Origin of the sequence: Actinomadura sp. GTD37 (genome assembly GCF_041951365.1) — a bacterium.
Taxonomy (GTDB): domain Bacteria; phylum Actinomycetota; class Actinomycetes; order Streptosporangiales; family Streptosporangiaceae; genus Spirillospora.
Genome location: NZ_JBGNUS010000005.1, coordinates 481,472 through 505,640 on the forward strand (window position 1 = coordinate 481,472; position 24,169 = coordinate 505,640).

Genomic DNA, 24,169 nt, shown 5'->3' on the forward strand with positions numbered 1-24,169 from the left:
ATTCTCATTGTCATGGAGAAGACAAGCTTTGTGGTAGATGCAGATTCTCACTGGTGCGAGCACCCCGATCTGTTCACCAGCATCGCGCCGGCCTCCATCCGCGACCGCGTCCCCCGCGTGGAGGAGGTCGACGGCCAGAAGATGTGGGTGTTCGACGGCCACCCCATGGGCCGCTTCAGCGCCGGGGGCGTCGTCGGCCGCGACGGCTCGAAGGCGCCTGCGGACCTGGCGCTGCACCACTGGGACCACGAGGAGATCCACCGCGGAGCCTGGGACCCGGAGGTCCGCCTGCGGGTCATGGACGAGTCGGGCATCGACGCGCAGGTCGTCTTCCCCAGCACGATCGGCCTCGGCGGCCAGGGTTTCAACGCGGCGAGCGACCGCGACCTGGGCCGCAGGACGATCGAGCTCTACAACGACCGGCAGGCCCAGATCCAGGAGGAGTCCGGCAACCGCCTGCTGCCGCTGCCGCTGATGCCCGCCTGGGACGTCGCCGCGTGCGTCGCCGAGGCCCGCCGCGTGGGGGCCCTCGGGGCGCGCGGCATCAACATGACGTCCGACCCGCAGGACCTCGGCGCGCCCGACCTCGCCGACCGCGCCTGGGACCCGTTCTGGGAGGCCTGCACCGAGCTGCGGCTGCCGGTGCACTTCCACATCGGCGCGAGCGTCACCTCGATGACGTTCTACGGCAAGTACTCGTGGCCGTCCCATCCGGCCGACACCAGGCTGGCGCTCGGCGGCACGCTGCTGTTCATCGGCAACGCCCGCGTCGTCGCCAACGTGATCGTCTCGGGCATGTTCGACCGCCACCCCGGCCTGAAGATGGTGTCGGTGGAGAGCGGCTGCGGATGGGTGCCCTTCATCCTCGAAGCGCTCGACTACGAGATGACCGAGAACGCGCCCGGCGACCTGGCCAGGCTCAAGAAGCTCCCGTCGGAGTACTTCCGCAGCAACCTGTACGCGACGTACTGGTTCGAGTCCAGCCGGAACAGGCTGCCCGCGCTCGTCGAGGCGATCGGCGAGGACTCCATCATGTTCGAGACCGACTTCCCGCACCCCACCTGCCTCTACCCGAACCCGCTCGCGGCGGTCGAGGGGAAGATGGCCGGGCTGTCGGCCGAGGCGCGCACCAAGATCCTCGGCGAGAACGCGCGCGCCCTCTACCGGCTCTGACCCGGCGCCCGCCCGCCGCCCTTCCGGCCGGAACGGCCCGGAGGACGGCGGGCGGTCTCCGTCAGCCGGTCTCCGTCAGCCGGTCTCCGTCAGCCGGTCTCCGTCAGCCGGTCTCCGTCAGCCGGTCTCCGTCAGCCGGTCTCCGTCAGCCGGTCTCCGTCAGCCGGTCTATGTCAGCCGGTCTATGTCACTGGCCCCGGTCAGGCGGGGTTGGACGAGCGCAGCAGCTCGACCCCCCGGAACACCTCGACCGCCCCCTCCGCGACGTCCGGGACGGCGACCGCGGCCAGCGCCTGGGCCTTGAACGCCCGCGCCGCCACGCTGAGCCGGTAGCGCACCGAACCGCTGCCGTCGCCCGGCTCCACGGCCCGCGGGCCGCCCCAGACCCGCACCTCGCCCAAGTCCTCGTCGACGGCGCCCCGCACCATCCGCCGCACCCGCGGATCGGAGTCGTACAGATCCGCGTGGACGGCGACGGCCTGCGACCGCGGGCCCCGGACCGGCGACGCGAGCACCGGCTCCAGGCTGGCGACGCGGGCCCCGAGGATCCGCAGCGGCCGGGGGTCGGCGTTGTCGGCCCGCAGGACCGTGACGTCCCAGCCCGCCATCCCCTGGTCGAACAGCCAGCCGCCGGTGAACCGCACCACCTCGGCCACGTTCGGCGAGACCACGACCAGCCGGTGCCTCAGCGTGCGTCGGACGGCACGGCGAGCTGCCGGGCGAGCGATTCGGTGTACTCCCTGCACGTCTCGGCCAGCGGAATCGAAGGGTCGAGCAGCCATGATGTCTCTATCCCGTAGAGGAAGGCCATGATCTCCACGGCCTTCAAGGCCGGATCCAGGTCGGTGCGGTACCGGCCGGCGCGCTGACCGCGCCGGATGCTCTCCGCGACGGCGTGGAGGGAGAACTGATAGCGGTCGAGGAAGCGCTCGTGCAGCGGAGCCTCCGGGACGAGGCTCTCCGCGAGCAGCACGACGAACATCCCGACCAGGTCGGGGGTCTCCCGGAGCCGCTCGGCGTAGTCGCGCAGCTCGTCGACGACGTCGCCGAACGCGTCGATGTTCTCGGCGTCGTAGGAGTCGCGGGCGTCCAGGACCGCGTGGAGCAGTTTCTCCTTCGACTCGAAGTGGTGCAGCAGGCCGGCCGAGGTGACGCCGGCCTCCCGGGCGATCTGCCCGAGCGTGGTGCCGCGCGACCCGTTGCGCATCAGCAGCCGCTGCGCGACGGCCAGGATCCGCTGCCGGCGGTCCTCGCCCTTCGCGAAGAGCGCGGCGTACGGCCGTTGATCGGGCACGTGACCCCCTTCGAAAACCTACTGAACGAATAGTAGGTCGCTCTCCATCCGTGTGACAAGGCTCACTCGGCGGCCGGTTCAGCCGGGTCCGGGCGCCGCCGGGAGAACGGCCTGCCGCTGCCTGATCAGCTCGCGCGGGCTGTTCCAGCCGAGCACCCCGACCACCCGTCCGCCGCGGCTGTAGGAGGCCACGAACTTGCGGCCGGCCACGTCCCCGGACACGACGGCCGGCACCGCGTCCGGCGGGAAGATCCCGTACGCCTGGATGCGGGCGTCGTACTGGTCGGTCCAGAAGTACGGCGCCGGCGCGAACGGCCGCCGCTCGCCGAGGATGCCGGCCGCCACGGCCCTCCCCTGCTCGGTGGCGTTCTGCCGGTGCTCCACCCGCATGCGCACGCCGAAGCGGGGATTGCGCCAGGACGCGACGTCGCCCGCGGCGTAGATCCCGGGCGCCGCCCGGCAGCGGGCGTCGCACTCCACGCCGTCGCCCAGCGGCAGGCCCGAGCCCGCCAGCCATCCGGTCGCGGGAGCCGCGCCGACGGCGACCACGACGGCGTCGGCGTCCAGCACCGAGCCGTCCGCCAGCTCGACGGCGGTCACGCGCCCGGCGGACTCGGCGAACCGGGAGACCCCGACGCCCGTCCGCAGCTCCGCCCCGTGATCGCGGTGCAGCCGCCCGACCAGGCTCCCGATCCGGTCGCCGAACTGGCGCAGCATCGGCACCGGCAGGGGGTCGACGAGGGTGACGTCCACGCCCATCCGGCGCGCCGCCGCGGCCACCTCGCAGCCCAGGAAGCCCGCGCCGACCACGACCAGCCTCGGCCCGCCGAGCAGGCTCTCGCGCAGCGCGAGGGCGTCGTCGAGGGTGCGCAGGACGTGCACCCCCGCGAGCCGGCGGCCGGGCAGCCGGCGCGGGGCGGCGCCCGTGGCGATCACCAGGGCGTCGAAGGGCCGCCGGTCGCCGCCGTCCAGCGGCACCGTGCGCCCGGCGACGTCGAGCCCGGTCGCGCGCCGTCCCAGCAGGATCTCCGCGCCGAGCTTGCCGATCGCCGCCTCGTCGCGCAGTTCCGCCCGCTCCGGCTCCCAGGCGCCGGTGAGGATCTGCTTGGACAGGGGCGGCCGGTCGTAGGGGGCGTGCCGCTCGGCCCCGACCAGCGTCAGCGCGCCGCCGTACCCCTTCTCGCGCAGCGCCTCGGCCGTGGCCAGGCCCGCCGCCGAAGCACCGACGATGACGACCCGCTCGGGCACGGGCTGCTCGGGCACGGGCTGCTCGGGCACGGGCGTCAGTCCCGCACCGTGATCGCCCGCGACGGGCACAGCGACATGGCCAGCCGCACCTCGGCGGCAAGTTCCGGGGGCGGATCCTGCTGGAGGAGCACGACCAGGCCGTCCTCTTCCCGCTGGTCGAACACCCCGGCGGCGGTCACGGCGCACTGCCCGGCCGCGACGCACACGTCCCGGTCGACGGTCACCTCCACGAACCGCGCCTCCTCATGAACCGCGCACCCTCACGACCGCGCCCCCGCAGGCTCAGTCGCCGGCCGCGGCGGCCACGGCGGCCTTCGCGCGGGCCTCGTACGCCTTGAGCTTCTCGGCGGGCGCGATGATCTGGTGGCTGCGGGACCGGATCGACACGTCGTGCCCCTCGGCCGCCTCGCGCAGCGCGCCCACCGTCGCCCGCTCGCGCGGGACGTGGGCGAACGGGTCGAAGGAGTACCAGCGCATCGCGTTCTCGAAGGTCATCTTGCGGGTGTCCTCGTCGGGCACCGACTCGCGCTCCAGGACCGCGTGCAGCTCCTCGGGCGCGTCCGGCCACATCGAATCGCTGTGCGGGTAGTCCGCCTCCCAGCAGATGTTGTCGATGCCGATGTCGTGCCGCAGCCGCACCCCGAGCGGGTCGCTGATGAAGCAGGTCAGGAAGTGCTCGCGGAACACCTCGCTGGGCAGCCTGCCGCCGAAGTCCTGCAGCGTCCAGGTGGCGTGCATCTCGAAGGTGCGGTCCACCCGCTCCAGGAAGTAGGGGATCCAGCCGGTGCCGCCCTCCGACAGCGCGATCCGGATGTCCGGGTAGTTCTTGATCACCCGGGACCACAGCAGGTCCGCCGCCGCCGAGACGATGTTCATCGGCTGCAGGGTGATCATCACGTCCGGCGGGCCGTCCGCCGCCGGGACCGCCAGCCGACCCGACGAGCCGATGTGCACGTTCAGGACGGTCCCGGTGTCGCAGAGCGCCCGCCAGAGCGGGTCCCAGTGCTCGTTGTGGAAGCTGGGGTAGCCCATCGCGGCCGGGTTCTCGGTGAAGGTCAGCGAGTGGCAGCCCTTGGCGGCGACCCGCCGCACCTCCGCGGCGCAGAGCTCCGCGTCCCAGATCGCGGGCAGCGCCATCGGGATGAACCGGCCGGGGTACGCCCCGCACCACTCCTCGATGTGCCAGTCGTTGTACGCCCGCACCAGCGCCATCGAGAAATCGGGGTCCTCGGTGGCGAACAGCCGCGCCGCGAACCCCGGGAAGGTCGGGAAGTTCATCGACGCCAGGATGCCGCCGGCGTTCATGTCCTTGACCCGCTCGTGCACGTCGTAGCAGCCGGGCCGGATCTCGTCCAGGCCTTGCGGCTCCAGGCCGTACTCCTCCTTCGGCCGGCCCGCCACCGCGTTGAGGGCGACGTTGGGCATGACCGCGCCGCGGAACGTCCACACGTCGGTGCCGTCGTCGCGGTGCACCAGCTGGGGCGCCTCGGCCCGGTACCGCTCCGGCAGATGGTTCACGAACATGTCCGGCGGCTCGACGATGTGATCGTCGACGCTGATCAGAATCAGGTCGTCCTTCCGCATGACCGTCTCCTCCAGTCCGGGGCCCGACATCAAGGAAACTATCTTCTCCATCTATGAGAATCAAGCATTCAAAGGAGGTGAACGAAGGCAGAGAGGATACGGGTGAGCGGCGTGGCTACTGGGGAGATATTATTCTCAGAGAAGGTGAACAATCATCTCGCGCCCGTCCACGAGACGGACGTGGTCGAGGGCCGGACGCGCACCCCGCATCCGGCGGTTAGGTATCGATGTGACGCAGAAGGATCTGGCCGTGACGGCGTCGAACGAGGAACCACTCTGGAAGCAGCGCGCGGTCGAGCGCTCCACGCGAGCGGTCAAGCTGCGCGCCGAGCAGAAGGTGGAGCGGTTCCTCGACGCGGCCCAAGTGATCATCATGGAGAAGGGCACCACGGACTTCACCGTGCAGGAGGTCGTCGACCGGTCCCGCCAGTCGCTGCGCAGCTTCTACCAGCACTTCGACGGCAAGCACGAGCTGCTGCTCGCCCTGTTCGAGGACGCGCTGCGCCGCTCCACCGAGCAGATCCGCACCGCCGCGTCCGGGCCCGCCGACCCGCTGCAGCGACTCAAGATCGCCGTGCAGCTGCTGTTCGAGCTGTCCCGCCCCGACCCGGCCACCAAGCACCCGCTGTTCAGCGAGTTCGCCTCGCAGCTGATGATGTCCCACCCCACCGAGGTGGCGATCGCGCACGCGCCGCTCCTCGCGCTGTTCACCGAGCTGATGGCGGAGATGGAGACGGCCGGCCGGCTGCGCGCGAGCGTCCGGCCGCGGCGCGCGGCCGCCCTGGTGATGCAGACCGCCATGTTCATCGCCCGGTCCCACTCGGCCTCGGGCGAGAACGTCCACCCGCTCACCGCCGAGGAGGTCTGGGAGTTCTGCGCCGGCGGGGTCTCCGGCCGGATCGTTCAGTCCTGAGGGGCCTCGAACTCGGCGAGCAGGACGCGGCGCAGCAGCTTGCCGGTGTCGGTCCTCGGCAGCTCGGGACGGAACACGACGGTGTCGGGGGTCTTCGAGGAGCGGAGCCGCTCCCGCACCCACCGCCTGAGCTCGCCGGGGTCCCCCGCGCCGACGCCGCCCGCGCCGACGACGACGGCGACGAGCCGCTGCCCCCACTCGGGGTCGGGGACGCCGAGCACCGCCGCCTCGGCGACGGCCGGGTGCGCCAGCAGGACGTCCTCGATCTCGGCGGGCGCGATGTTCTCGCCGCCCCGGATGATCGTGTCGTCGGCCCGGCCCTCGATGAACAGGTAGCCGCCCGCGTCCAGCCGGCCCCGGTCGCGGGTGGCGAACCAGCCGTCCGCTTCGAGGGCGGTCCGGCCGCCGTACTCGCCGGAGATCTGCTCCCCGCGCACGAACACCAGCCCGGTCTCGCCCGTGCCGAGGAGCCCGCCGGCCTCGCCGCGGATCTGGAACTCGACCCCCGGCAGCGCCTTGCCGACCGACCCGAGCCGGTCCCGCTCCGCCGGGTCGGCCGACGCCAGCGCGGCGCGGTGGTCCTCGGGCCCGAGGACGGCCACCGACGACGCCGTCTCCGTCAGCCCGTAGGCGTTGACGAACCCGGTGCCCGGGAAGATCCGCAGCGCGCGTTCGATGACGGGCCGCGGCGTCCGGGCGCCGCCGTAGGCCAGGCTGCGCAGCGTCGGCACGCCCGCGTCGCCGCCGGGCACCGCGGCAGCGATCCGGGCCAGCATCGTGGGCACCACCAGCGCGTGCGTGATCCGCTCCCGGCGCACCGCCGCCAGCCACTCCCCCGCGTCGAACGCGGCCAGGTAGACGATCCGCCGGCCCGTGTAGAGGTTGCTCAGCAGGTTCGCCAGGCCGGCGATGTGGTACGGCGGGACCGCGACGAGCGCCGCGTCGTCCTCGCCCGCCGCCCCGAACTCCACGGTGTTCAGGATGTAGGCCATCAGGTGCCGGTGCCGCAGCACCGCCGGCTTGGGCTCCGACGTCGTGCCGCTGGTGTAGAGGATCACCGCCACGGCGTCGCCGTCCGCCGGGGCGGCGGTTCCCGGCGGCGCGCCGGTGTGCGGCTCCGCCGGTTCGGCCAGCTCGTCCAGGTCGCCGGGCCGCAGGACCAGGGCGCCCGGGTGGCGGTCCAGCAGGGCGGCGAGCTGGCGGTCGCCCAGCCGGTAGTTCACCGGGACGAACGGGATCCCCGCCAGCGCGGCCCCGAACAGGGCGACCGGGTAGGCCGGGTGGTTGGCCCCCAGGTAGACGACGGCGGGGTGGCGCCGGAAGCGGTCCGCGGCGGCGCCCGCGAGGGCCAGGACCTCGGACGCCTTCAACGACCGGTCGCCCGCCGTCACCGCCGTCCTGTCCCCGGCCGAGACCGCCATCTCCAGGATCATGGTGATGTTCATCGGGGGTGCTCCATCAGCGAGGGTGCTCCATCAGCGCGAGGGCGGCGTCGGCGGCGTCCATGACCGCGCCGGGCCGCGCGCCGGCGGCCTCGGCGAGGGCGGCGACCAGCCGGGCGTCCTTCTGCAGCAGCGGCCCGGCGAGGGCGGCCAGATGCTCCAGGGTGCCGCCGGCGCGGGCGATGCTGCCGAGCGCGAAGCTGTTCCCGCTGCCGTGGGACAGCACGTCGGCGAGCCGCCCCGGCTCGACGCCCAGCGCGCCGCCGAGCGCCACCGCGCCCGCCGACGTGGCCAGGTTGGCGGTGAACAGCACGTTGTTGAGCAGCTTGGTGACCTGCCCGGACCCCAGCGGCCCCAGGTACACGACGGGGTCGGCGTAGGAGGCGAACACCGGCCGGCACGCCTCGACCGTGTCCGGGTCGCCGCCCGCCATCACCAGCAGGCGCCCCTCCTCCGCCGCCGGGCCGCCGCCGCTGACCGGCGCGTCGACCACGGCGACCCCGGCGCCCCCGGCCTCGGCGGCCAGCCGGCGGCACGTGTCGGGGTGGACGGTGCTGTGCACCGCGATCACGCCGCCCTCGCGCAGGCCCGCCAGGACGCCGTGCTCGCCGAGGACGACCTCCGACACGTCCGCGTCGTTGACCACGCAGAGGCAGACCAGGTCACTGGCCGCCGCCAGCTCGGCGGGCGTGCCGGCGACCTCGGCGGGAGTCGCGGCGAACGGCTCCACCGACGCGGGGCGCCGTGCCCACAGCGTGGTCGCGAAGCCCGCCTCGACGATCCGGCGCGCCATGGGTGCGCCCTGACTGCCCAGTCCGATGAACCCCACCCGCATCAGCAGGCCTCCCACTCGATCGATCCGGTCCGAACGGTCACTGGCCCTTGAGGCGGTCCTTCATCCCGTCGAGGACGTCCTCGCGCTGGAGGAGGACGGGGAAGCCGCCGACGCTGAACGCGTTGCCGTGCCCGGTCTGGTGGGTGTCGAACACCGACTGGATCGCGGCGTAGAAGCCCTGCACGTCCAGGGTCTGGTTGACGGCCCGCTTGGCCTGCCGCAGCGCGAAGGGGTGCATCTGCGCGATCTGCCCGGCCAGTTCCATCGCGGCGCCGTCCAGCTCCGCGGCCGGGACGACCCGGTTGACCATGCCGACCTGCTCCGCCTCCCGCGCGGTCATCGGCCGGCCGGTGAACAGGATCTCCTTGGCCTTGCGCGGCCCCAGCTCCCACGTGTGGCCGTGGTACTCCACTCCGCCTATGCCGAGGTGCAGCACCGGGTCGGAGAACTGCGCGTCGTCGGCCGCGACGATCAGGTCGCACGGCCAGCACAGCATGAGCCCGGCGGCGATGCACTTGCCCTGCACCGCCGCGATCGACGGCTTGGGGACGTTCCGCCACCGCAGCGAGTACCCCAGGTACCGGCGCGCTTCGAGCTTGTAGAGGTCCTCCAGCGTGAACTTCTCCGGGGCCGGGCCGGAGCCCTTGATGTCGTGGCCGGCCGAGAAGTGCCGGCCGTTGCCGCGCAGCACGATGACCCGCACCTCGTCGTCGGCCTCGGCCCGCGACCACGCGGCGTCCAGGTCGTCGAGCAACGACATGCTCTGCGCGTTGGCCGCCTCGGGGCGGTTCAGCGAGATGACCGCCACGCGGCCCTCGACCTCGTACAGGATCTGGTCCTTCTGCTCCACCGGTCTCTCCTCATCGGGGCAGGCCGAGGACGCGCTCGGCGATGATGTTGCGCTGGATCTCCGACGTCCCGCCGGCGATCGTCCCGGCGAAGCTCCGCACGTACCGGTCGAACCAGCTGGCGGTGAAGACCTCGAGGTTCATGTGGTTGTACGGAGCGGTCCGGCCGGGATGCGGCAGCGCGTCCTCGCCGTGCTCCTCGAAGGCGTGCAGGGCCGCGGTCTGCACCGCCTCGGAGCCGAGCAGCTTGAGCACCGACAGCTCCGCCGGGTCGCGGCCGCCGGTGAGCTGCCGGTAGCCGAGCAGGCGGAGGGCCTGCAGGTCCATCTGCAGCGTCGCGTACCACTCGGCGTCGCTGGGCGCGTCCCGGACCAGGTCCTCCATCCGCTCGGCGTAGCTCAGCCACAGCAGGTTCCGCTCGTGCCCGAGGGACCCGTGGGCCACGCGCCAGCCTCCGTTGAGCGGGCCGATCAGGTTCTCCCGCGGCACCCGCGCGCCGGTGAAGAAGACCTCGTTGAAGTCGACGTCGTCCTCCCCGACGATGGAGGCGAACGGCCGCCGCACCACTCCCTCGGTTCCGGTCGGGACGAGCAGGACGCTGATGCCCTTGTGCTTCGGGGCGTCGGGGTCGGTGCGCACGAAGGTCAGCAGGACGTCCGCGTGGTGCGCCCCGGACGTCCACACCTTCTGCCCGTCCAGCACGAAGTGGCCGCCTTCGAGCGTCGCGCGGGTGCGCAGTCCGGCGAGGTCGGATCCGGCTCCCGGCTCGCTCATGCCGAGCGCGGCCGTGATCTCCGCCCGCAGGATCGGGACGGCCCACCGCCGCTTCTGCTCCGCGGTCCCGAAGCTCAGGATCGAGGCCGCGATGATGCCGACGCCCTGCGGGTTGAAGCTGTGGTAGATCCGGCGCCGCGACAGCTCCTCCAGATGGACGAGCTGCTGCGGCAGGGTGGCGTTCCGCCCGCCGTACTCGGGCGGATTGCCGGGCAGCAGCCAGCCCGCGTCGAACAGCGTGCGCTGCCACCGCCGGGCCCACTCCGGCACGTCCGCGCTGGACCGCGGCCGGGGCACGGCCTCGGCCTCGCTCGGCAGGTGCGCGTCGAGGAAGGCGGCGAACTCGGCGCGGAACGTCTCCAGTCCGGGGTCGGAGGCCAGCCTCATGCGAGCAGCGCCCTTCTGTGCACCGATGCCGATCCCAGCAGCAGGTCGCAGGCCTTGGCCCGCTTGAGATGGACCTGGAGCTCGTTCTCCCAGGTGAAGCCCATCGCGCCGAACAGCTGCAGGCCGTGCTTGAACACCACGCGCTGGCACTCGCCGGCGGCGGCCTTGGCCATCGCGGCGGCGCGGCGGCGGCGCGGGTCGTCCTCGGCGATCGTCAGCGCCGAGAAGTAGGCCAGCACCCGGGCCCGCTCGATCGCCACGTGCATGTCCGCGGCCTTGTGCTTGACGGCCTGGAACGAGCCGATCGGCGCGTCGAACTGGACCCGCTGCCTCACGTGCTCGACGACCAGGTCCAGGACGCGGCGGCAGCTGCCGACCGTGGAGATCGCCAGGCCCATGAGCGCCAGGTCGGGGACGCCGGCGACGAGGCCGGGCGCGTCCACGCGGCCGACGTGCAGGGTGCCGGCGAACGTGTCGACCCGCTCGGCGGCGACGTCCGGGCCCTTCACCACGGAGACGCCGTCGCCGGTCAGCAGCGCGATCTCGTCGGCGCGGTCGGCGTCCAGGACGAACCGGCCCGTCCCGTCGCACACCGCCGTGCCCGATCCCTCGGGCAGCCGTCCGGCGAGCGGCGCGAACCAGGTCACCGTGGCCAGGAAGGGCGTCGGGTCGGCGGCGTACGCGAGCTCCTCCAGGACGATCGCCAGCTCGACGGGCGGCGCCTCCAGCCAGCCGAGTTCGCGGTACTCCTTCCAGAGCCGCTCCTCGGGCAGCGACCGCGCCCTCGTCACCGTCTCGCGGACCATCTGCTGGAGGAGCCGTTGGTCCTCGTCGAACTCGAACTCCACCAGCGACCTCCAGGGGGAAGCGTGCCGACCGCGCGGCCCATGCTGACGAGAATAACATTCTCGCCTGCTGTAAGTAAGAGTCTCAAACCTGCTGTTCGGCCGTCTTCGGCACGGGCCGCCAGAACGTCGCCAGCAGGCCGGCCGTCGCCGCCACGGCCACGCCGAGCGCGACGGCCCCGCCCGCCCAGCCGTCCAGCACGATGCCGGCGGCGTCGTCCACCGACCACTCCCCGGGGCCGAGCAGCGCCAGCGCCAGCGAGACCACGGCCAGGACGAGGACGTACTCGTAGCCCTCCTTGAAGACGAAGAAGCCGTTGGGCCGGTGCGCGAGGATCCCCGCGACCAGCATCACCGAGATGACCGCCGCGCAGGCCAGCGGCGTGAGGAGGCCGACGATCAGCAGCGCGCCCGCGCCGATCTCGGTGACCACGCTCATCCACGCCTGGAGCCTCCCCTGCCGCAGGCCGAGCCCCGAGAACCAGCGGGCGGTGCCGTCGATGCGGCCACCGCCCCGCCAGTGGTTGAGCCCGTGCGCGATCATGGTGATGCCCACGACCACCCGGACGAGCAGCAGTGCGGCGACTTCGGCGTCCATGTGTCCCTCACCTTTCCGGACGTCACGCGTCCGTTCTCAGCAGCATCACTCCGCTGGGGGTGAGCCCGCCGCCGCTGACCGCGGCGACCCGCGCTCCCGGCACCTGTCTCGGCCCACCCTCGCCGCGCAACTGTACGACGGCCTCGTGGACCAGCCCCATGCCGTGGGTGCGGCCGTGCGAGAGCTGGCCGCCGTGGGTGTTGAGCGGGAGGACGCCGTCCCTGGCGATGTTCTTGCCGCCGTCGAGGAAATCGCCCGCCTCGCCGATGCCGCAGAAGCCGAGCGCCTCGATCCAGGACAGGCAATTGAACGTGAACCCGTCGTACAGCTGCGCGACGTCGACGTCCGAGGGGCGCAGCGACGTGCGCGTCCAGAGGTGGGCGGCCTGCGCCAGGACCTGCGGTTCGTGCGTCAGCGTGCTCTGGTCCCATTCGAGCCGCTCGATGATCTGGGTGCCCACCGCCTCCACCAGGACGGGCGGCCGGGGCAGGTCCCGCGCGGCGTCCCTCGCCGACACGATCACCGCCACCGCGGCGTCGCACGGCACGTCGCAGTCGTAGAGCCCGAACGGCGTGGTGATGGTCCTGGCCTGGAGGTAGTCGTCCATCGTCAGCGGGTCGCGGTAGATGGCGGCCGGGTTGATCGCCGCGTTCGCCCGCTGGTTCAGCGCGATCCAGCCCAGCGTCTCGCGCGTGGTCCCGTAGCGGTCGAAGTGGCGCTGCGCGGTCTGGGCCAGGGTGTGCGCGGCCGACACCGCGCCGAACGGGAGCAGCGCGTCCATCATCCCGCCGCCGCCCGACGGCGGAGCGATCCTGCCCGCCTTCACCAGCTCGTTGTAGGTGGACTCCCAGATCGTCCGGAAGCACAGCACGTGCCGGGCCATGCCGGAGGCCACCGCCAGCATCGCCCCGATCACCGAGCCGCCCGGGCCGAACGTCTCGCCGCCGCCGTTGTACCAGGTCGGCCGGATGCCCAGCGCGTCCTCAAGGGCCGTGACCCCGCCCTCGCCGAACCCGCTGAGCTGCCCCGCGCCCGGCCAGGTCGACAGGCCGTCGACGTCGCTCATGGCGAGGCCGGCGTCCGCGACGGCCCGCTCGCAGGCGTCCACCGTCAGCGCCAGCGGCGGGCGCAGCTGCCGGCGCCCGATCTCCGACGTCCCGATGCCGGTGATCGCGACCTTGTCCTCGAACTTGTCCTCGGTGACCATCGGGCGGACGTGCCGCCACATGTCCTCGGGCTCGATCTCGTCACGCGGCGGCGGAGCCGGCTCGCCCTGCTCGGCGGCGGGACGGAACAGCGGCAGCCACACGTCCCCGTGCCGCTCGAACACGGCCTCCATGCGCATGCCCAGCCGGAGGTCGTCCGGGTCGCACTCGACGGCGTTGGTGGTGAGCCGGACGCGCGGGTCCTCCTCGATCGCCACCTGGGCGACGACGTAGGGCGCGGGCAGCCCCGGCAGGCTGAACCGGTGGTTCACGGTGAAGCCGATGAGCGTCGCGAGCCCCGACACGGCCCGCACGCCCAGCTCGCGCCCGCGGCAGTACCGGCACACCGGCCGCGGCGGATGGATCAGGGCCGCGCACGACCCGCACTCCTGGACGCGCAGCCGGCCGTCGGCGCCCGACGTCCAGAAGAACTCGTTCTCCAGCGTCACCTGCGGCAGCGAACGTCCGGGCGCTCCGGCCACGTCGTCTCCTCACTCGTTCGGTGTCGTCGCCGGCGCGGGCGGGCTCAGCCGCCGGCCCCGGACGGCGTGCTCCTGGCCGTGACCGGTTCGGCGAGCCGCTGCTCGTCGCAGACCTTCTGCAGCCCGGCCAGGGTCTCGTCCAGGCCGGGGCCGCGCCGCCCGCCGGGCGTGAACGTCGCGGGCAGGTTCCGCATGCCGTTGATGACGCCGATGGTGTCGTAGTGCACGGCGCCATCGGGATCGCAGGCGAAGTCCGGCATCCGGTCGAGCACCTGGACGAGCATCCGCTTGAACACCGTGCGCGCCAGGTTCGAGCCGATGCAGCGGTGGATGCCGAGACCGAAGCTGTTGTGCCGGTTGTTCCTGCGGGCCAGGTCGATGGTGTGCGGGTCGGGGAACGCCGCCGGGTCGCGGTTGGCCATCGCCCAGGACAGCCACAGCCGCTCCCCCTCCGCGAACCGGGTCCCGGCGATCTCGCAGTCGGCGGCGATCGTGCGCCCGTCACCCGGGGCCGGCGTGTAGAAGCGCAGGAACTCCTCGGTCGCCGAGTCGAGCAGGGCGTCCCGCTCGCGGCTCAGCCGGGCCCGCTCGTCCGGGTTCTCCGACAGCCACTCCAGCGCGTGCGCGGTCAGCGCCGTCGTCGTGTCGAAGCCGCCGCCGATGAGCAGGGCCAGCACGCCGAGGAGCTCCTCGTCCGGGGGCGTCCGCCCGTCGATCCGCGCGGTGGCGAGCGCGTCGACCAGGCCCGGCCGGGGGTTCGCCCGGATCTCCTCCAGCGTTCCCCGCAGGTCGTCGAGCATCGCGAACATCTGGGTGAGGACCCGCTCCATGTCGGGCGAGTCCGGCGGCGTGTAGATCGCGGCGTGCGACGGCTCGTTGTAGATGGCCCACTTCTTCAGCGGGATGCCCATCAGCGCCATCGTGACGACCGCCGGGACGACGTTGGCGAAGTCCTCGACGAAGTCGATCCGGCCGTCCTCGATCCGCTCGTCCAGCGCCGCCCGGACGACCTCGTCGACCAGCGGGATCCAGCGTTTGATCGCCGCGGGCGACAGGTACGGGTTGAGCGCCTGCCGGTAGTGGCGCTGGGCGGGCGGGTCCATCTCCAGGAAGCCGCCCCGCGTCCGCACCTCGGGCGTCGGGACGAGGATCCCCGCGTACCCGCGCCTCTCGTTGTCGATGTCGTTGTCGTTCGAGAGGTACTCGGCGGCCGTGGCCAGCTCGAAGACCTCGCGGTTGCCGGCCGCGACCCAGTGGCCGCCGTGGGTGTCCGACCAGGCGACGGGGCACTTCTCGTGCATCTCCCGCGTGATCGATTCGAACCGGTGGCGGTAGTCGGGCGCGTGCCGGTCGAAGTCGTACCGCTCCATCAGATCTTCGCCTGCCCCCGCATGCGCGTGACCGGCGCGGCGAGCTGCTGCTCGTCGCAGACCTTCTGCAGCCTGGCCAGGGTCTCGTCCAGGCCGGGGCCGAGCCGCTCCCCCGGGGTGAACGTCGCCGGGAGATGGCGCATGCCGTTGATCACGCCGACGGTGTCGTAGTGCACCGTGCCGGCGGGGTCGCACACGTAGTCGGGGATCCGGTCGAGCACCTGGACGATCATCCGCTTGAAGATCGTCCGGGCGACGTTCGAGCCGATGCAGCGGTGCACGCCGAGACCGAAGCTGTTGTGCCGGTTGTTCTTGCGGGCCAGGTCGATCGTGTAGGGGTCGGGGAACGCGGACGGGTCCTTGTTGGCCATCGCCCACGACAGCCACAGCCGCTCCCCCTCCGCGAACCGGACGCCGCCGATCTCGCAGTCCCGGGAGAACGTGCGCCCGTCGCCGACCGCCGGGTTGTAGAAGCGCAGGAACTCCTCGGTCGCCGAGTCGAGCAGGGCGTCCCGCTCGCGGCTCAGCCGCGCCCGCTCCTCCGGGTTCTCCGACAGCCACTCCAGCGCGTGCGCGCTGAGCGCCGTCGTCGTGTCGAAGCCGCCGCCGATGAGCAGGCCCAGCACGCCGCGGGCGTCCTCGTCGGACGGCTTCCGCCCGCCGATGTCGGCGTTGACGACCGCGTCGATCAGGCCCGGCCGCGGGTCGGCCTTGATCTCCTCCATCTGCTCGACGAGGTTCACCATCATCGCGATGTGCATCTCGATGACCCGCTGCATGTCCGGCGAGTCCGGCGGGGTGTAGATCGCGGCGTGCGACGGCTCGTTGTAGAGGACCCAGTTCTTCAGCGGGATGCCCATCATGGCCATCGTGAGGACGGCCGGCACGATGTTGACGAAGTCGTCGACGAAGTCGATCCGCCCTTCCTCGATCCGCTCGTCCAGCGTCGCCCGCACGATCTCGTCGACCACCGGGAGCCAGCGCCTGACCGCCGCCGGGGACAGGTACGGGTTGAGCGCCTGCCGGTAGTAGCGCTGCTCGGGCGGGTCCATCTCCAGGAAGCCGCCGCGCCCGGACCGCTTGGCGGCCGGGATCGAGATGCCCGCGTACCCCCGGCGCTCGCCGTGGACGTCGTGGTCGTTGGACAGGACGTCGGCGCGGGTGGCGAGCTCGAAGACCTCGCGGGCGCCGGCGGCGACCCAGTGCCCGCCGTGGGTGTCCGACCAGGCGACGGGGCACGTGCCGTGCATCTCCTGGGTGATCTCGTCGAAGCGTTCGCGATAGTCCGGCGCGTGCTTGTCGAACTGGTACCGGACCTTCTTGCGATCTCCGTCGTTGACGACGTCTTCCGTGCTCACGGCGGTGGTCCCTCCCGGAGGGGTTGGGCTGGAGTACGACACCCGGACAGCGGCTGCATCTCTAGAAAGTGGAGATCGCCCGTTCCGGGCAGGAGTTGACGGCCTCGACGACCTTCTCTTCGAGCTCCGGCGGGACGTCCGCCTTGACGACGGTCGAGTGGCCGTCGATCTCGCTGGGCTCGAAGACCTCCGGGGCGATGATGGAGCAGAGCGTGTGGCCCTGGCAGCGTTCCGAGTCGACCCGCACCTTCACGGCGTCCTCCCCTGTCGCGGTTGATCGGTGTTCTTCGTCGTCCTGGTGCCTCAGACCCGGTAGCCGTGCCATCTGAGGTAGCCGCCGGCGTCGACGCGCATCTGCATGCCGGTCACGAAGCCCGCCTCGTCCGACGCCAGGAAGACCACGGCCTTGCTGATCTCCTCGGGCTCGACGTAGGGGACCTTCATGGCCTGCTGGACGTAGAAGGCCGGCTCGGCGTCGGCGCGCGTCGGGTTCTCCAGGTCCGGGCGGAACGACCGGTACATCGGCTCGCTCTGCAGCATCGGGGTGTTGCAGTTGGTCGGATGCACGACGTTCGCGCGGATCCCGCGCGGCGCGAGGTTGGTCGCCAGCTCGTGGACGTACTCGGCCAGCGCGCGCTTGGTGTAGGCGTAGCCGGTGCCGCCGGGGTTGGCGCCGGGCTGCTGCCCCTGCGCCATGCCCTGGGGCATGAGCGCGGCGGCCGAGCCGGTCGCGATGATGGACGCGCCCTCGCTCAGGTGCGGAATCGCGACCTGGATGGCGTTGATCGTGCCGATCAGGTTGACGTTGACGACGTCGATCCACGCCTGCATCGGGGGCTCGCCCTTGAGCGGCGCGATCCCCGCCTGGGCCACCACGATGTCGATCTTGCCGAGTTCGGCGATGCCCTGCTCGAGCGCCTCGGCGAGCTGCGCGGCGACGCGCACGTCGGCCTGCACCGGCACGCAGCGCCGGCCCTGCTCCTCGATCAGCCGGGCGGTCTCCTTGAGGTCGTCCGGGCTCGACATCGGGTAGCCCACGGTCTCGTAGTCCTGGCACAGGTCGACGGCGATGATGTCGGCGCCCTCCTGCGCCAGCCGCACGGCGTGGCTGCGGCCCTGGCCGCGCCCCGCACCCGTGATGAAGGCGACCTTGCCTTGAACCCGTCCCATTCGCGCTGTCCTCTCGGCGGCCCGGCGACGAAAATCAGCCTTTCTTGAATGAGAACCATACTCTCGACATCACGTCCCGTGGAAGGCCCAACGGGATGTTGATTTACGCGTGAGGAGAATGTAGTTTCCACCTCACTACCTGGAGGAGGCGGGATGGGATCTCAGGACACGGCGGCGCAGGTCGCGGGCGCCGGAGAGGCGGGCGTGCGCGCCGCCGGCAGGCGCCTTCTCATCGACGGGCGGCTCGTGGACGCCGGACGCGGGTTCGCCTCGGTGAACCCGGCCACCGGCGAGTTCCTCGCGGACGCCCCCGACGCGACGGCCGCCGAGGCCGAGGCCGCGGTGGCGGCCGCCCGGCGGGCCTTCGACACCACGACGTGGTCGACCGACGTGCGGTTGCGGATCCGCTGCCTGGACCAGCTGCACCAGGCGCTGACCGACCACCGCGAGGAGCTGCGGGAGCTGACGATCGCGGAGGTCGGCGCGCCGCGCGCGCTGACCCACGGCCCCCACCTGGACGACGCGATCAAGACCGTCCGGTACTACGCGGACCTGCTGGCGGAGTATCCGCTGAGCGAGGAGCTGGGCGAGATCGAGGCGCGCGGGCAGCGGCACCGCCGCTGGGTGGAGAAGGAGGCCGCGGGCGTGGTGGCCGCGATCGTGGCCTACAACTTCCCCAACCACCTCGCGCTGGCCAAGCTGGCCCCCGCGCTCGCCGCCGGATGCACGATCGTGCTGAAGGCGGCCCCGGACACCCCGCTGATCACCCTCGCGCTCGGCGAGCTGATCGCCGAGCACACCGACATCCCGGCGGGCGTGGTCAACGTCCTGTCCTCGTCCGAGGTCGCGGTGGGCGAGGTGCTCACCACCCACCCCGACGTCGACATGATCACCTTTACCGGGTCCACCGCCACCGGGCGGCTGATCATGGAGGCCGCCGGCCGCACGGTGAAGAAGGTCTTCCTCGAACTCGGCGGCAAGTCGGCCATGGTCCTGCTCGACGACGCCGACTTCGGCACCGCCGCCATGTTCGCGGGCTTCATGGTCTGCTCGCACGCGGGGCAGGGCTGCGCGATCACCACCCGGCTGCTGGTGCCGGCCGACCGGCACGACTCCGTCGTCGAGCAGGTCGCGGGCACCATGGCGAACGTGCCGTTCGGCGATCCCGGCGACCCGAAGAACTTCATGGGCCCGCTCATCAGCGAGCGGCAGCGCGACAAGGTGGACGGGATGGTCCGCCGGGCCGTGGCGGACGGCGCCACGCTGGTGACCGGCGGCGAGAAGGTCGACCCGGGCTTCTTCTACACCCCCACCCTGCTCGCGAACGTCGACCCCGACAGCGAACTCGCGCAGGAGGAGATCTTCGGGCCGGTCCTCGCCGTGATCCCCTACCGGGACGAGGACGACGCCGTCCGCATCGCCAACAATACGATCTTCGGCCTGTCCGGCGCGGTGTTCAGCGCGAGCGACGAGCGGGCCGTCGGCGTGGCGCGCCGGATCCGCAGCGGCACGTTCAGCATCAACGGCGGCAACTACTTCGCGCCCGACGCGCCGTTCGGCGGCTTCAAGCAGTCGGGCATCGGCCGCGAGATGGGCCGCGCCGGGCTGGAGGAGTTCCTGCAGGCGAAGACCTTCGCGACGGTGGTCAAGTGAGGCCGCTCGAAGGCATCCGCGTCCTGGAGGTCGCGATGTACGGGTTCGTCCCGTCGGCGGGCGCCGTGCTCGCCGACTGGGGCGCCGACGTCGTCAAGGTCGAGCACGCCGTCACCGGCGACCCCCAGCGCGGGCTGCGCCGGACCGGGACCATGGTCGTCACGGACGACCCGAACCCCAACATCGAGCACGCGAACCGGGGCAAGCGCAGCATCGGCCTGCACATGGGCCGCCCCGAGGGCACGGAGGTCCTGCTCGACCTCGCCCGCCGCGCGGACGTGTTCCTGACCAGCTTCCTGCCCGGGGCCCGCCGCAAGTTCGGCATCGACGTGGACGACATCCGCAAGGTGAACCCGGACATCATCTACGCGCGGGGCAGCGCGCTCGGCCCGCGCGGGGCCGAGGCGGAGCGCGGCGGATACGACATGACGGCGTTCTGGGCGCGGGGGTCGACCGCGGCCAGCCTCACCCCCGCCGGCGTCGAGGGCATGGTCCCCCCGCCCGGTCCCGCGTACGGCGACACGATCTCCGGCACCAACCTCGCCGGCGGGATCGCGGCGGCGCTGCTCAAGCGCGAGCGCACCGGGGAGCCGTCCGTCGTGGACGTCTCCCTGCTCGGCAGCGGCGTGTGGAGCATGGGGCACGGGATCGCGCTGTCCCTGCGGCTCGGCGAGCCGATCGTGCCCGGCCCGCTGGGCGCGCACGGGTCGCCGCACAACCCGCTCACCGGCCTGTACCGCACCTCCGACGGCCGCTACCTGAGCCTGGTCATGCTCCAGCCCACGAAGTTCTGGGCGGACGTGTGCGAGCACATCGGCAGGCCGGAGCTGGCCGGCGACCCCCGCTTCGCGACCGCCGAGCTGATCGCGGCCAACACCGAGGCGGGCGTCGGGATCCTGCGGGAGGCGATCGGCACGCGCACCCTCGCCGAATGGACCGAGCGCTTCGCCACCCTGGCCGGGCCGTGGGCCCCGGTCCAGGACTCCCTCCAGGTCGGCGACGACGCGCAGGTGCGCGCCAACGAGTACATCGTCCGCGCCGGGGAGCTGGACCTGGCCGCCAGCCCCGTGCAGTTCGACGTCGCCGCCCCCGGCCTCGGACCGGCGCCCGAGTTCGCCGCCCAGACCGAGGAGATCCTCCTCGAACTCGGCCTGGACTGGGAACGGATCATCGCGCTGAAAGAGGCCGGCGCCGTCACCTGAGGAGTCGGGAGCCCCGTGAGCGAGAAGGCCGTGAGCGAGAAGGCCGTGAGCGAGAACGCCGTGAGTGGGAGGGCCGTGAGCGAGAGGGCCGCGAGTGGGAAGGCCGTGAACGAGAAGGCCGCGCGGGAGAAGGCCGCCGGACTCGACCTCACGGATGTCGATCACCGGGTCGGGAAGCCGGTCGGCGGAGGGCAGCTGTGGGATCCGTGCAGCGCCTCCGACGTCCGGCGCTGGGTGATGGCCATGGACTACCCCAACCCGCTGCACTGGGACGAGGAGTTCGCCCGCGAGTCCCGGTTCGGCGGCATCGTCGCCCCGCAGTCCATCGCGGTGGCCCTGGACTACGGGCACGGCGCGCAGCCCGCCTGCGTCGGCCGCATCCCCGGCAGCCACCTGATCTTCGGCGGCGAGGAGTGGTGGTTCTACGGCTGCCCCGTGCGGCCGGGCGACACGCTGTTCCAGGAGCGGCGCTTCCACGACTACAAGGTGGTCGAGACGAAGTTCGCCGGCCCCACGATGTTCTCGCGCGGCGACACCGTCCACCGGAACCAGCACGGCGCCCTGGTGGCGCGCGAGCGGTCGACCGCGATCCGCTACCTCGCCGACGAGGCGGGCAGGCGCGGCATGTACGACGACCGGATCGGCGAGGCGCGGCGCTGGACGGACGGCGAGCTGACCGAGATCGGGAAGGCGCGGCACGACTGGCTCCTGTCCAACCGCGCGGGCGTCTCGCCGCGTTTCGGGGAGGTCGAGGTCGGTGACACGCTGCCCCGGCGCGTGATCGGCCCGCACAGCATCGCGAGCTTCACCACCGAGTACCGCGCCTTCCTCTTCAACATCTGGGGCACCTTCCACTGGACCGCGCCGGACGGCGTCGAGGACCCCTGGATCAACCAGGACCCCGGCTGGACCGAAGGCTTCGCCTTCGACGAGGAAGGCGCCAGGATCGACCCGCGCGAGCGCGACGGCCTCTATGTGGGCCCCTCGCGCGGCCATATCGACAGCGACAAGGCGAGCCGGGTGGGAATGGCGCGCGCCTACGGCTACGGCGCGACGATGGGCGCCTGGTGCACCGACTACCTCGCCTACTGGGCCGGGACGGACGGCATGGTGCGCCATTCCAAGGCGGACTTCCGCGGCCCCGCCTTCGAGGGCGACGTGACCTGGTTCGACGCCGAGGTGGTCGGCAAGCAGGACGAGTCGGTGTGGGGGGTGCCGCTCGTCCAGGTGAGACTGCGCCTCACCGACCAGGACGGCGGCGTCCTGGTGACCTGCACGGCCGAGATCGAGCTGCCGTTCTAGCGGCCGCCAACCGACCGAGAGGTGGACGATGGACGACCCCAGGCCGGCATCCCTGCGGGAGCCTTCGATCGTGTCCGGCCCGCCGCTCAGCGCCGAACCGGGGCTGGGCGCGCTCACGCTCCCCGGGTTCCTGCGCGAGGTCACCGCGAAGTACGGCGAACGGGAGGCCGTCGTCCACCGCATGCCCGAGGGCGGCACGCGCTGGACCTACGCCGACCTCTGGGATCGCGCGGTCGAGGTGGCGTGCGCCCTGCGCGCGTGCGGGCTCGGCCTGGGCGAACGCGTCGGCGTCCTGATGACGAACCGCCCCGAGTGGATCGCGTCGGTGTTCGGCACCTCGCTCGCCGGGGGCGTCGCCGTCGCGCTCAGCACGTTCTCGACGCCTTCGGAGCTGGAGCACCTGCTGCGGGAGTCCGGCGTCTCGGTCCTGCTGTTCGAGCGGAACGTCCTGAAGAAGGACTTCGCGGCCATGCTGCGGGAGCTGGAGCCGGAGATCGGCAAGGCCGCGCCGGGCGCGCTGCGGTCGGCGGGCTTCCCGTTCCTGCGCCGTCTCGCGGCCGTCGGCGTGCCCGCGCCGGGCACGGCGGGCCCGGACGGGGCGATCGAGACCTGGGCGGGCTTCCTGGCACGGGGGCACGACGTGCCGCGGGAGCTGGTCGAGGCGACGGCGGCGGCGGCGCGGCCGAGTGACCCGGCCGCGCTCTTCTTCTCGTCGGGCTCCACCAGCCGGCCGAAGGGCATCCTGAACTCGCACCGCGGCGTCGCCGTCCAGTTGTGGCGCTTCGGACGCATGTACGGGTTCGGCCCGGAGGACGACGTCCGCAGCTGGACCGCGAACGGCTTCTTCTGGTCCGGCAACGTCGGCATGGTGCTCGGCGCCACGTTCTCCAGCGGCGGGGCCGTCGTGCTGCAGCAGAGCTTCGACGCGGCCGGGGCGCTGGAGCTCATGGAGGCGGAGCGGGTGAACTGCCCGATCGCCTGGCCGCACCAGTGGGCGCAGCTGGAGGCCGCGCCGAACTGGGCCGAGGCGGACCTGAGCAGCCTGCGTTTCGTGGACGCGGGCACCGCGCTCGCCCGCCACCCGACGGTGTCGTGCACCTGGTACGAGCCGGGCCACGCCTTCGGCACCACGGAGACGTTCACGATCGCGACCTGCTTCCCCGCGAACACGCCGGACGAGGTGCACGGCGGCAGCATGGGCGAGGCGCTGCCGGGAGTGACGGTGAAGATCGTGGAGCCGCTCGCGGGCGGCGTCGTCCCGCGCGGCGAGCGCGGCGAGATCTGCGTCAAGGGCCCCACGCTCATGCTGGGCTACCTCGGCGTGCCGCTGGACGAGACCCTCGACGCCGAGGGGTTCTTCCACACCGGCGACGGCGGCCACCTCGACGAGGCCGGCCGGCTCTTCTGGCAGGGCAGGCTCACCGACATCATCAAGACGGGCGGCGCGAACGTCTCGCCGCGCGAGGTGGACGAGGCGATCGCCGCGCACCCGGGCGTCAAGGTGACGCAGACCCTCGGCGTGCCCCACGAGACGCTGGGCGAGGTCGTCGTCGCGTGCGTCGTGCCGCACGCCGACGGGAGCCTCGGCGCCGAGGACGTCCGCGGGTTCCTGCGGGAGCGGCTGGCGAGCTACAAGGTGCCGCGGCACGTGCTGTTCCTCCGCGAGGACGAGGTCGCCCTGACGGGCAGCGCGAAGATCAAGACGAGCGATCTGCGCGATCTGGTCGCCGCGCGCCTGCGGGCGTAGCCGGGCCGCCCGGCGGCCGGGACCGGGCCCGGGCCAGCGCGGTCGGGCCGGCGGACGCCTCGGCGAGCGCGGCGGCGGCCGGGCCGCGGCCCAGCGCGGCCAGCCCCAGCAGCAGGTGCTCGCAGCCGACCGGGCGCCCGTCCTCGGCGGCGAGCCGCTGCGCGGTGGTCAGGACCTTGCGGGTGCGGGGCGTCCAGGCGAAGCGCTTGGCGGCGTGCGACGCCCCCACGGTCAGGGAGTCCTGGACGCGCCGCCGGAGCGGGCCGGCCGGGACGTCGAGGGACGACAGCAGCCGGACCGCGCTGTTGTTCTCGGCCAGCAGCCCGCACAGCACGTGCTCGGTGCCGATCACGTTGTTGCGGTGCCGGACGGCGGCCTCCTTCATGTGCGCCACCGCGGTGCAGATCTCCTCGGCGAACTCGCCGGGGCCGCCCGCGCCCTGGGGCGCGCGGTACCGCTGCTCGACGGCCTGGCGGCTGACGCCGAGCGCCGTGCCGATCTCGGCCCAGGAGAGGCCGTCGAGCCGGCACTGCTCGACCTGGTCGTCGATGAGGTCGTCGGCCAGCCCGCGGAGCCGCTCGGCCACCGCGGCCGCGGCCGTGAGCCGGCCGGTCCGGGCGGGCCGGTCCCCGGCGGCGGACGGTCCGCAGGTGCGTTCGACTTCGGCGACGAGCGCGTCGAGATCCGGGAGTGCCACACCACCAGAATCGGTCCGCGATTCCACTTTGTCAATGGCTCG

At 72.5% G+C, this 24,169-nt stretch carries 23 protein-coding genes; 6 read left to right on the plus strand and 17 right to left on the minus strand.

All coding sequences use genetic code 11. The features are described 5' to 3' along the window. Window positions 1-12 precede the first annotated feature (12 nt). Complete coding sequence (locus tag ACA511_RS26730; protein WP_375027355.1) at window positions 13-1,173, plus strand: amidohydrolase family protein; 1,161 nt, start codon at window positions 13-15, stop codon at window positions 1,171-1,173. A 200-nt stretch (window positions 1,174-1,373) separates the two neighbouring features. Here ACA511_RS26730 and ACA511_RS26735 read toward each other — a convergent pair whose 3' ends face one another. The 5 genes from ACA511_RS26735 to ACA511_RS26755 form a co-directional block, all read right to left on the minus strand. Further along, window positions 1,374-1,829, minus strand: coding sequence for a hypothetical protein (locus ACA511_RS26735; RefSeq protein WP_375027356.1), 456 nt, complete (start codon window positions 1,827-1,829; stop codon window positions 1,374-1,376). A gap of 29 nt (window positions 1,830-1,858) precedes the next feature. Next, window positions 1,859-2,467, minus strand: coding sequence for a TetR/AcrR family transcriptional regulator (locus tag ACA511_RS26740; RefSeq protein WP_375027357.1), 609 nt, complete (start codon window positions 2,465-2,467; stop codon window positions 1,859-1,861). A 78-nt stretch (window positions 2,468-2,545) separates the two neighbouring features. Beyond that, a complete protein-coding gene (locus tag ACA511_RS26745) occupies window positions 2,546-3,745 on the minus strand; it encodes an NAD(P)/FAD-dependent oxidoreductase (RefSeq protein ID WP_375027358.1) in 1,200 nt (399 codons plus the stop codon). A 5-nt stretch (window positions 3,746-3,750) separates the two neighbouring features. Then, a complete protein-coding gene (locus ACA511_RS26750; protein WP_375027359.1) occupies window positions 3,751-3,945 on the minus strand; it encodes a ferredoxin in 195 nt (64 codons plus the stop codon). A 52-nt stretch (window positions 3,946-3,997) separates the two neighbouring features. Beyond that, window positions 3,998-5,299: an amidohydrolase family protein gene (locus ACA511_RS26755; protein ID WP_375027360.1), complete on the minus strand. Its 1,302-nt coding sequence runs from the start codon at window positions 5,297-5,299 to the stop codon at window positions 3,998-4,000. 229 nt (window positions 5,300-5,528) lie between these two features. Here ACA511_RS26755 and ACA511_RS26760 point away from each other — a divergent pair, with 229 nt between their 5' ends. Then, entirely contained in the window at window positions 5,529-6,212 is a 684-nt protein-coding gene (locus tag ACA511_RS26760; protein ID WP_375027361.1) for a TetR/AcrR family transcriptional regulator, read from the plus strand. On the opposite strand, the gene ACA511_RS26765 is transcribed toward ACA511_RS26760, so the two are convergent. The 11 genes from ACA511_RS26765 to ACA511_RS26815 all read right to left on the minus strand — a co-directional run bounded on the left by ACA511_RS26765 (window position 6,203) and on the right by ACA511_RS26815 (window position 17,526). Beyond that, window positions 6,203-7,657 carry a class I adenylate-forming enzyme family protein gene (locus ACA511_RS26765; RefSeq protein WP_375027362.1) on the minus strand — a complete coding sequence of 485 codons (1,455 nt, stop codon included), beginning with the start codon at window positions 7,655-7,657 and terminating at the stop codon, window positions 6,203-6,205. The two genes, ACA511_RS26760 and ACA511_RS26765, sit on opposite strands and share 10 nt — an antisense overlap. A 13-nt stretch (window positions 7,658-7,670) precedes the next feature. Continuing rightward, on the minus strand, window positions 7,671-8,504 hold the full coding sequence (locus tag ACA511_RS26770) for an NAD(P)-dependent oxidoreductase (RefSeq protein WP_375027363.1): 834 nt from the start codon (window positions 8,502-8,504) through the stop codon (window positions 7,671-7,673). A gap of 22 nt (window positions 8,505-8,526) precedes the next feature. Then, window positions 8,527-9,339: an enoyl-CoA hydratase gene (locus ACA511_RS26775; RefSeq protein ID WP_375027364.1), complete on the minus strand. Its 813-nt coding sequence runs from the start codon at window positions 9,337-9,339 to the stop codon at window positions 8,527-8,529. Between the two features lie 10 nt (window positions 9,340-9,349). After that, window positions 9,350-10,498, minus strand: coding sequence for an acyl-CoA dehydrogenase family protein (locus ACA511_RS26780; RefSeq protein WP_375027365.1), 1,149 nt, complete (start codon window positions 10,496-10,498; stop codon window positions 9,350-9,352). Then, the gene (locus tag ACA511_RS26785) at window positions 10,495-11,346 is read right to left on the minus strand and encodes an acyl-CoA dehydrogenase family protein (protein WP_375027366.1); all 852 of its coding nucleotides are present in this window, start codon (window positions 11,344-11,346) and stop codon (window positions 10,495-10,497) included. The genes ACA511_RS26780 and ACA511_RS26785 overlap by 4 nt, the downstream gene beginning before the upstream one ends. An 82-nt stretch (window positions 11,347-11,428) precedes the next feature. Continuing rightward, entirely contained in the window at window positions 11,429-11,941 is a 513-nt protein-coding gene (locus ACA511_RS26790) for a DoxX family protein (RefSeq protein ID WP_375027367.1), read from the minus strand. 22 nt (window positions 11,942-11,963) lie between these two features. Then, entirely contained in the window at window positions 11,964-13,628 is a 1,665-nt protein-coding gene (locus ACA511_RS26795; RefSeq protein WP_375027368.1) for an OB-fold domain-containing protein, read from the minus strand. 44 nt (window positions 13,629-13,672) lie between these two features. Further along, complete coding sequence (locus ACA511_RS26800) at window positions 13,673-14,998, minus strand: cytochrome P450 (RefSeq protein WP_375027369.1); 1,326 nt, start codon at window positions 14,996-14,998, stop codon at window positions 13,673-13,675. Then, on the minus strand, window positions 14,998-16,356 hold the full coding sequence (locus ACA511_RS26805) for a cytochrome P450 (protein WP_375027370.1): 1,359 nt from the start codon (window positions 16,354-16,356) through the stop codon (window positions 14,998-15,000). The genes ACA511_RS26800 and ACA511_RS26805 overlap by 1 nt, the downstream gene beginning before the upstream one ends. A gap of 61 nt (window positions 16,357-16,417) precedes the next feature. After that, window positions 16,418-16,609, minus strand: coding sequence for a ferredoxin (locus ACA511_RS26810; RefSeq protein WP_375027371.1), 192 nt, complete (start codon window positions 16,607-16,609; stop codon window positions 16,418-16,420). A 50-nt stretch (window positions 16,610-16,659) separates the two neighbouring features. Further along, window positions 16,660-17,526 (minus strand): mycofactocin-coupled SDR family oxidoreductase, encoded by an 867-nt coding sequence (locus tag ACA511_RS26815; protein WP_375027372.1) that lies wholly within the window; start codon window positions 17,524-17,526, stop codon window positions 16,660-16,662. A 153-nt stretch (window positions 17,527-17,679) separates the two neighbouring features. On the opposite strand from ACA511_RS26815, the gene ACA511_RS26820 reads away from it, so the two are divergent. The 4 genes from ACA511_RS26820 to ACA511_RS26835 are packed head-to-tail and all read left to right on the plus strand — an operon-like array spanning window position 17,680 to window position 23,430. Beyond that, complete coding sequence (locus ACA511_RS26820; protein ID WP_375027373.1) at window positions 17,680-19,179, plus strand: aldehyde dehydrogenase family protein; 1,500 nt, start codon at window positions 17,680-17,682, stop codon at window positions 19,177-19,179. Next, the gene (locus ACA511_RS26825; RefSeq protein ID WP_375027374.1) at window positions 19,176-20,381 is read left to right on the plus strand and encodes a CaiB/BaiF CoA transferase family protein; all 1,206 of its coding nucleotides are present in this window, start codon (window positions 19,176-19,178) and stop codon (window positions 20,379-20,381) included. The genes ACA511_RS26820 and ACA511_RS26825 overlap by 4 nt, the downstream gene beginning before the upstream one ends. A 15-nt stretch (window positions 20,382-20,396) precedes the next feature. Beyond that, window positions 20,397-21,683: a MaoC family dehydratase N-terminal domain-containing protein gene (locus tag ACA511_RS26830; RefSeq protein WP_375027375.1), complete on the plus strand. Its 1,287-nt coding sequence runs from the start codon at window positions 20,397-20,399 to the stop codon at window positions 21,681-21,683. Between the two features lie 28 nt (window positions 21,684-21,711). Continuing rightward, a complete protein-coding gene (locus ACA511_RS26835) occupies window positions 21,712-23,430 on the plus strand; it encodes a class I adenylate-forming enzyme family protein (protein ID WP_375027376.1) in 1,719 nt (572 codons plus the stop codon). On the opposite strand, the gene ACA511_RS26840 is transcribed toward ACA511_RS26835, so the two are convergent. After that, the gene (locus tag ACA511_RS26840) at window positions 23,381-24,127 is read right to left on the minus strand and encodes a Clp protease N-terminal domain-containing protein (protein ID WP_375027377.1); all 747 of its coding nucleotides are present in this window, start codon (window positions 24,125-24,127) and stop codon (window positions 23,381-23,383) included. The two genes, ACA511_RS26835 and ACA511_RS26840, sit on opposite strands and share 50 nt — an antisense overlap. Window positions 24,128-24,169 lie beyond the last annotated feature (42 nt).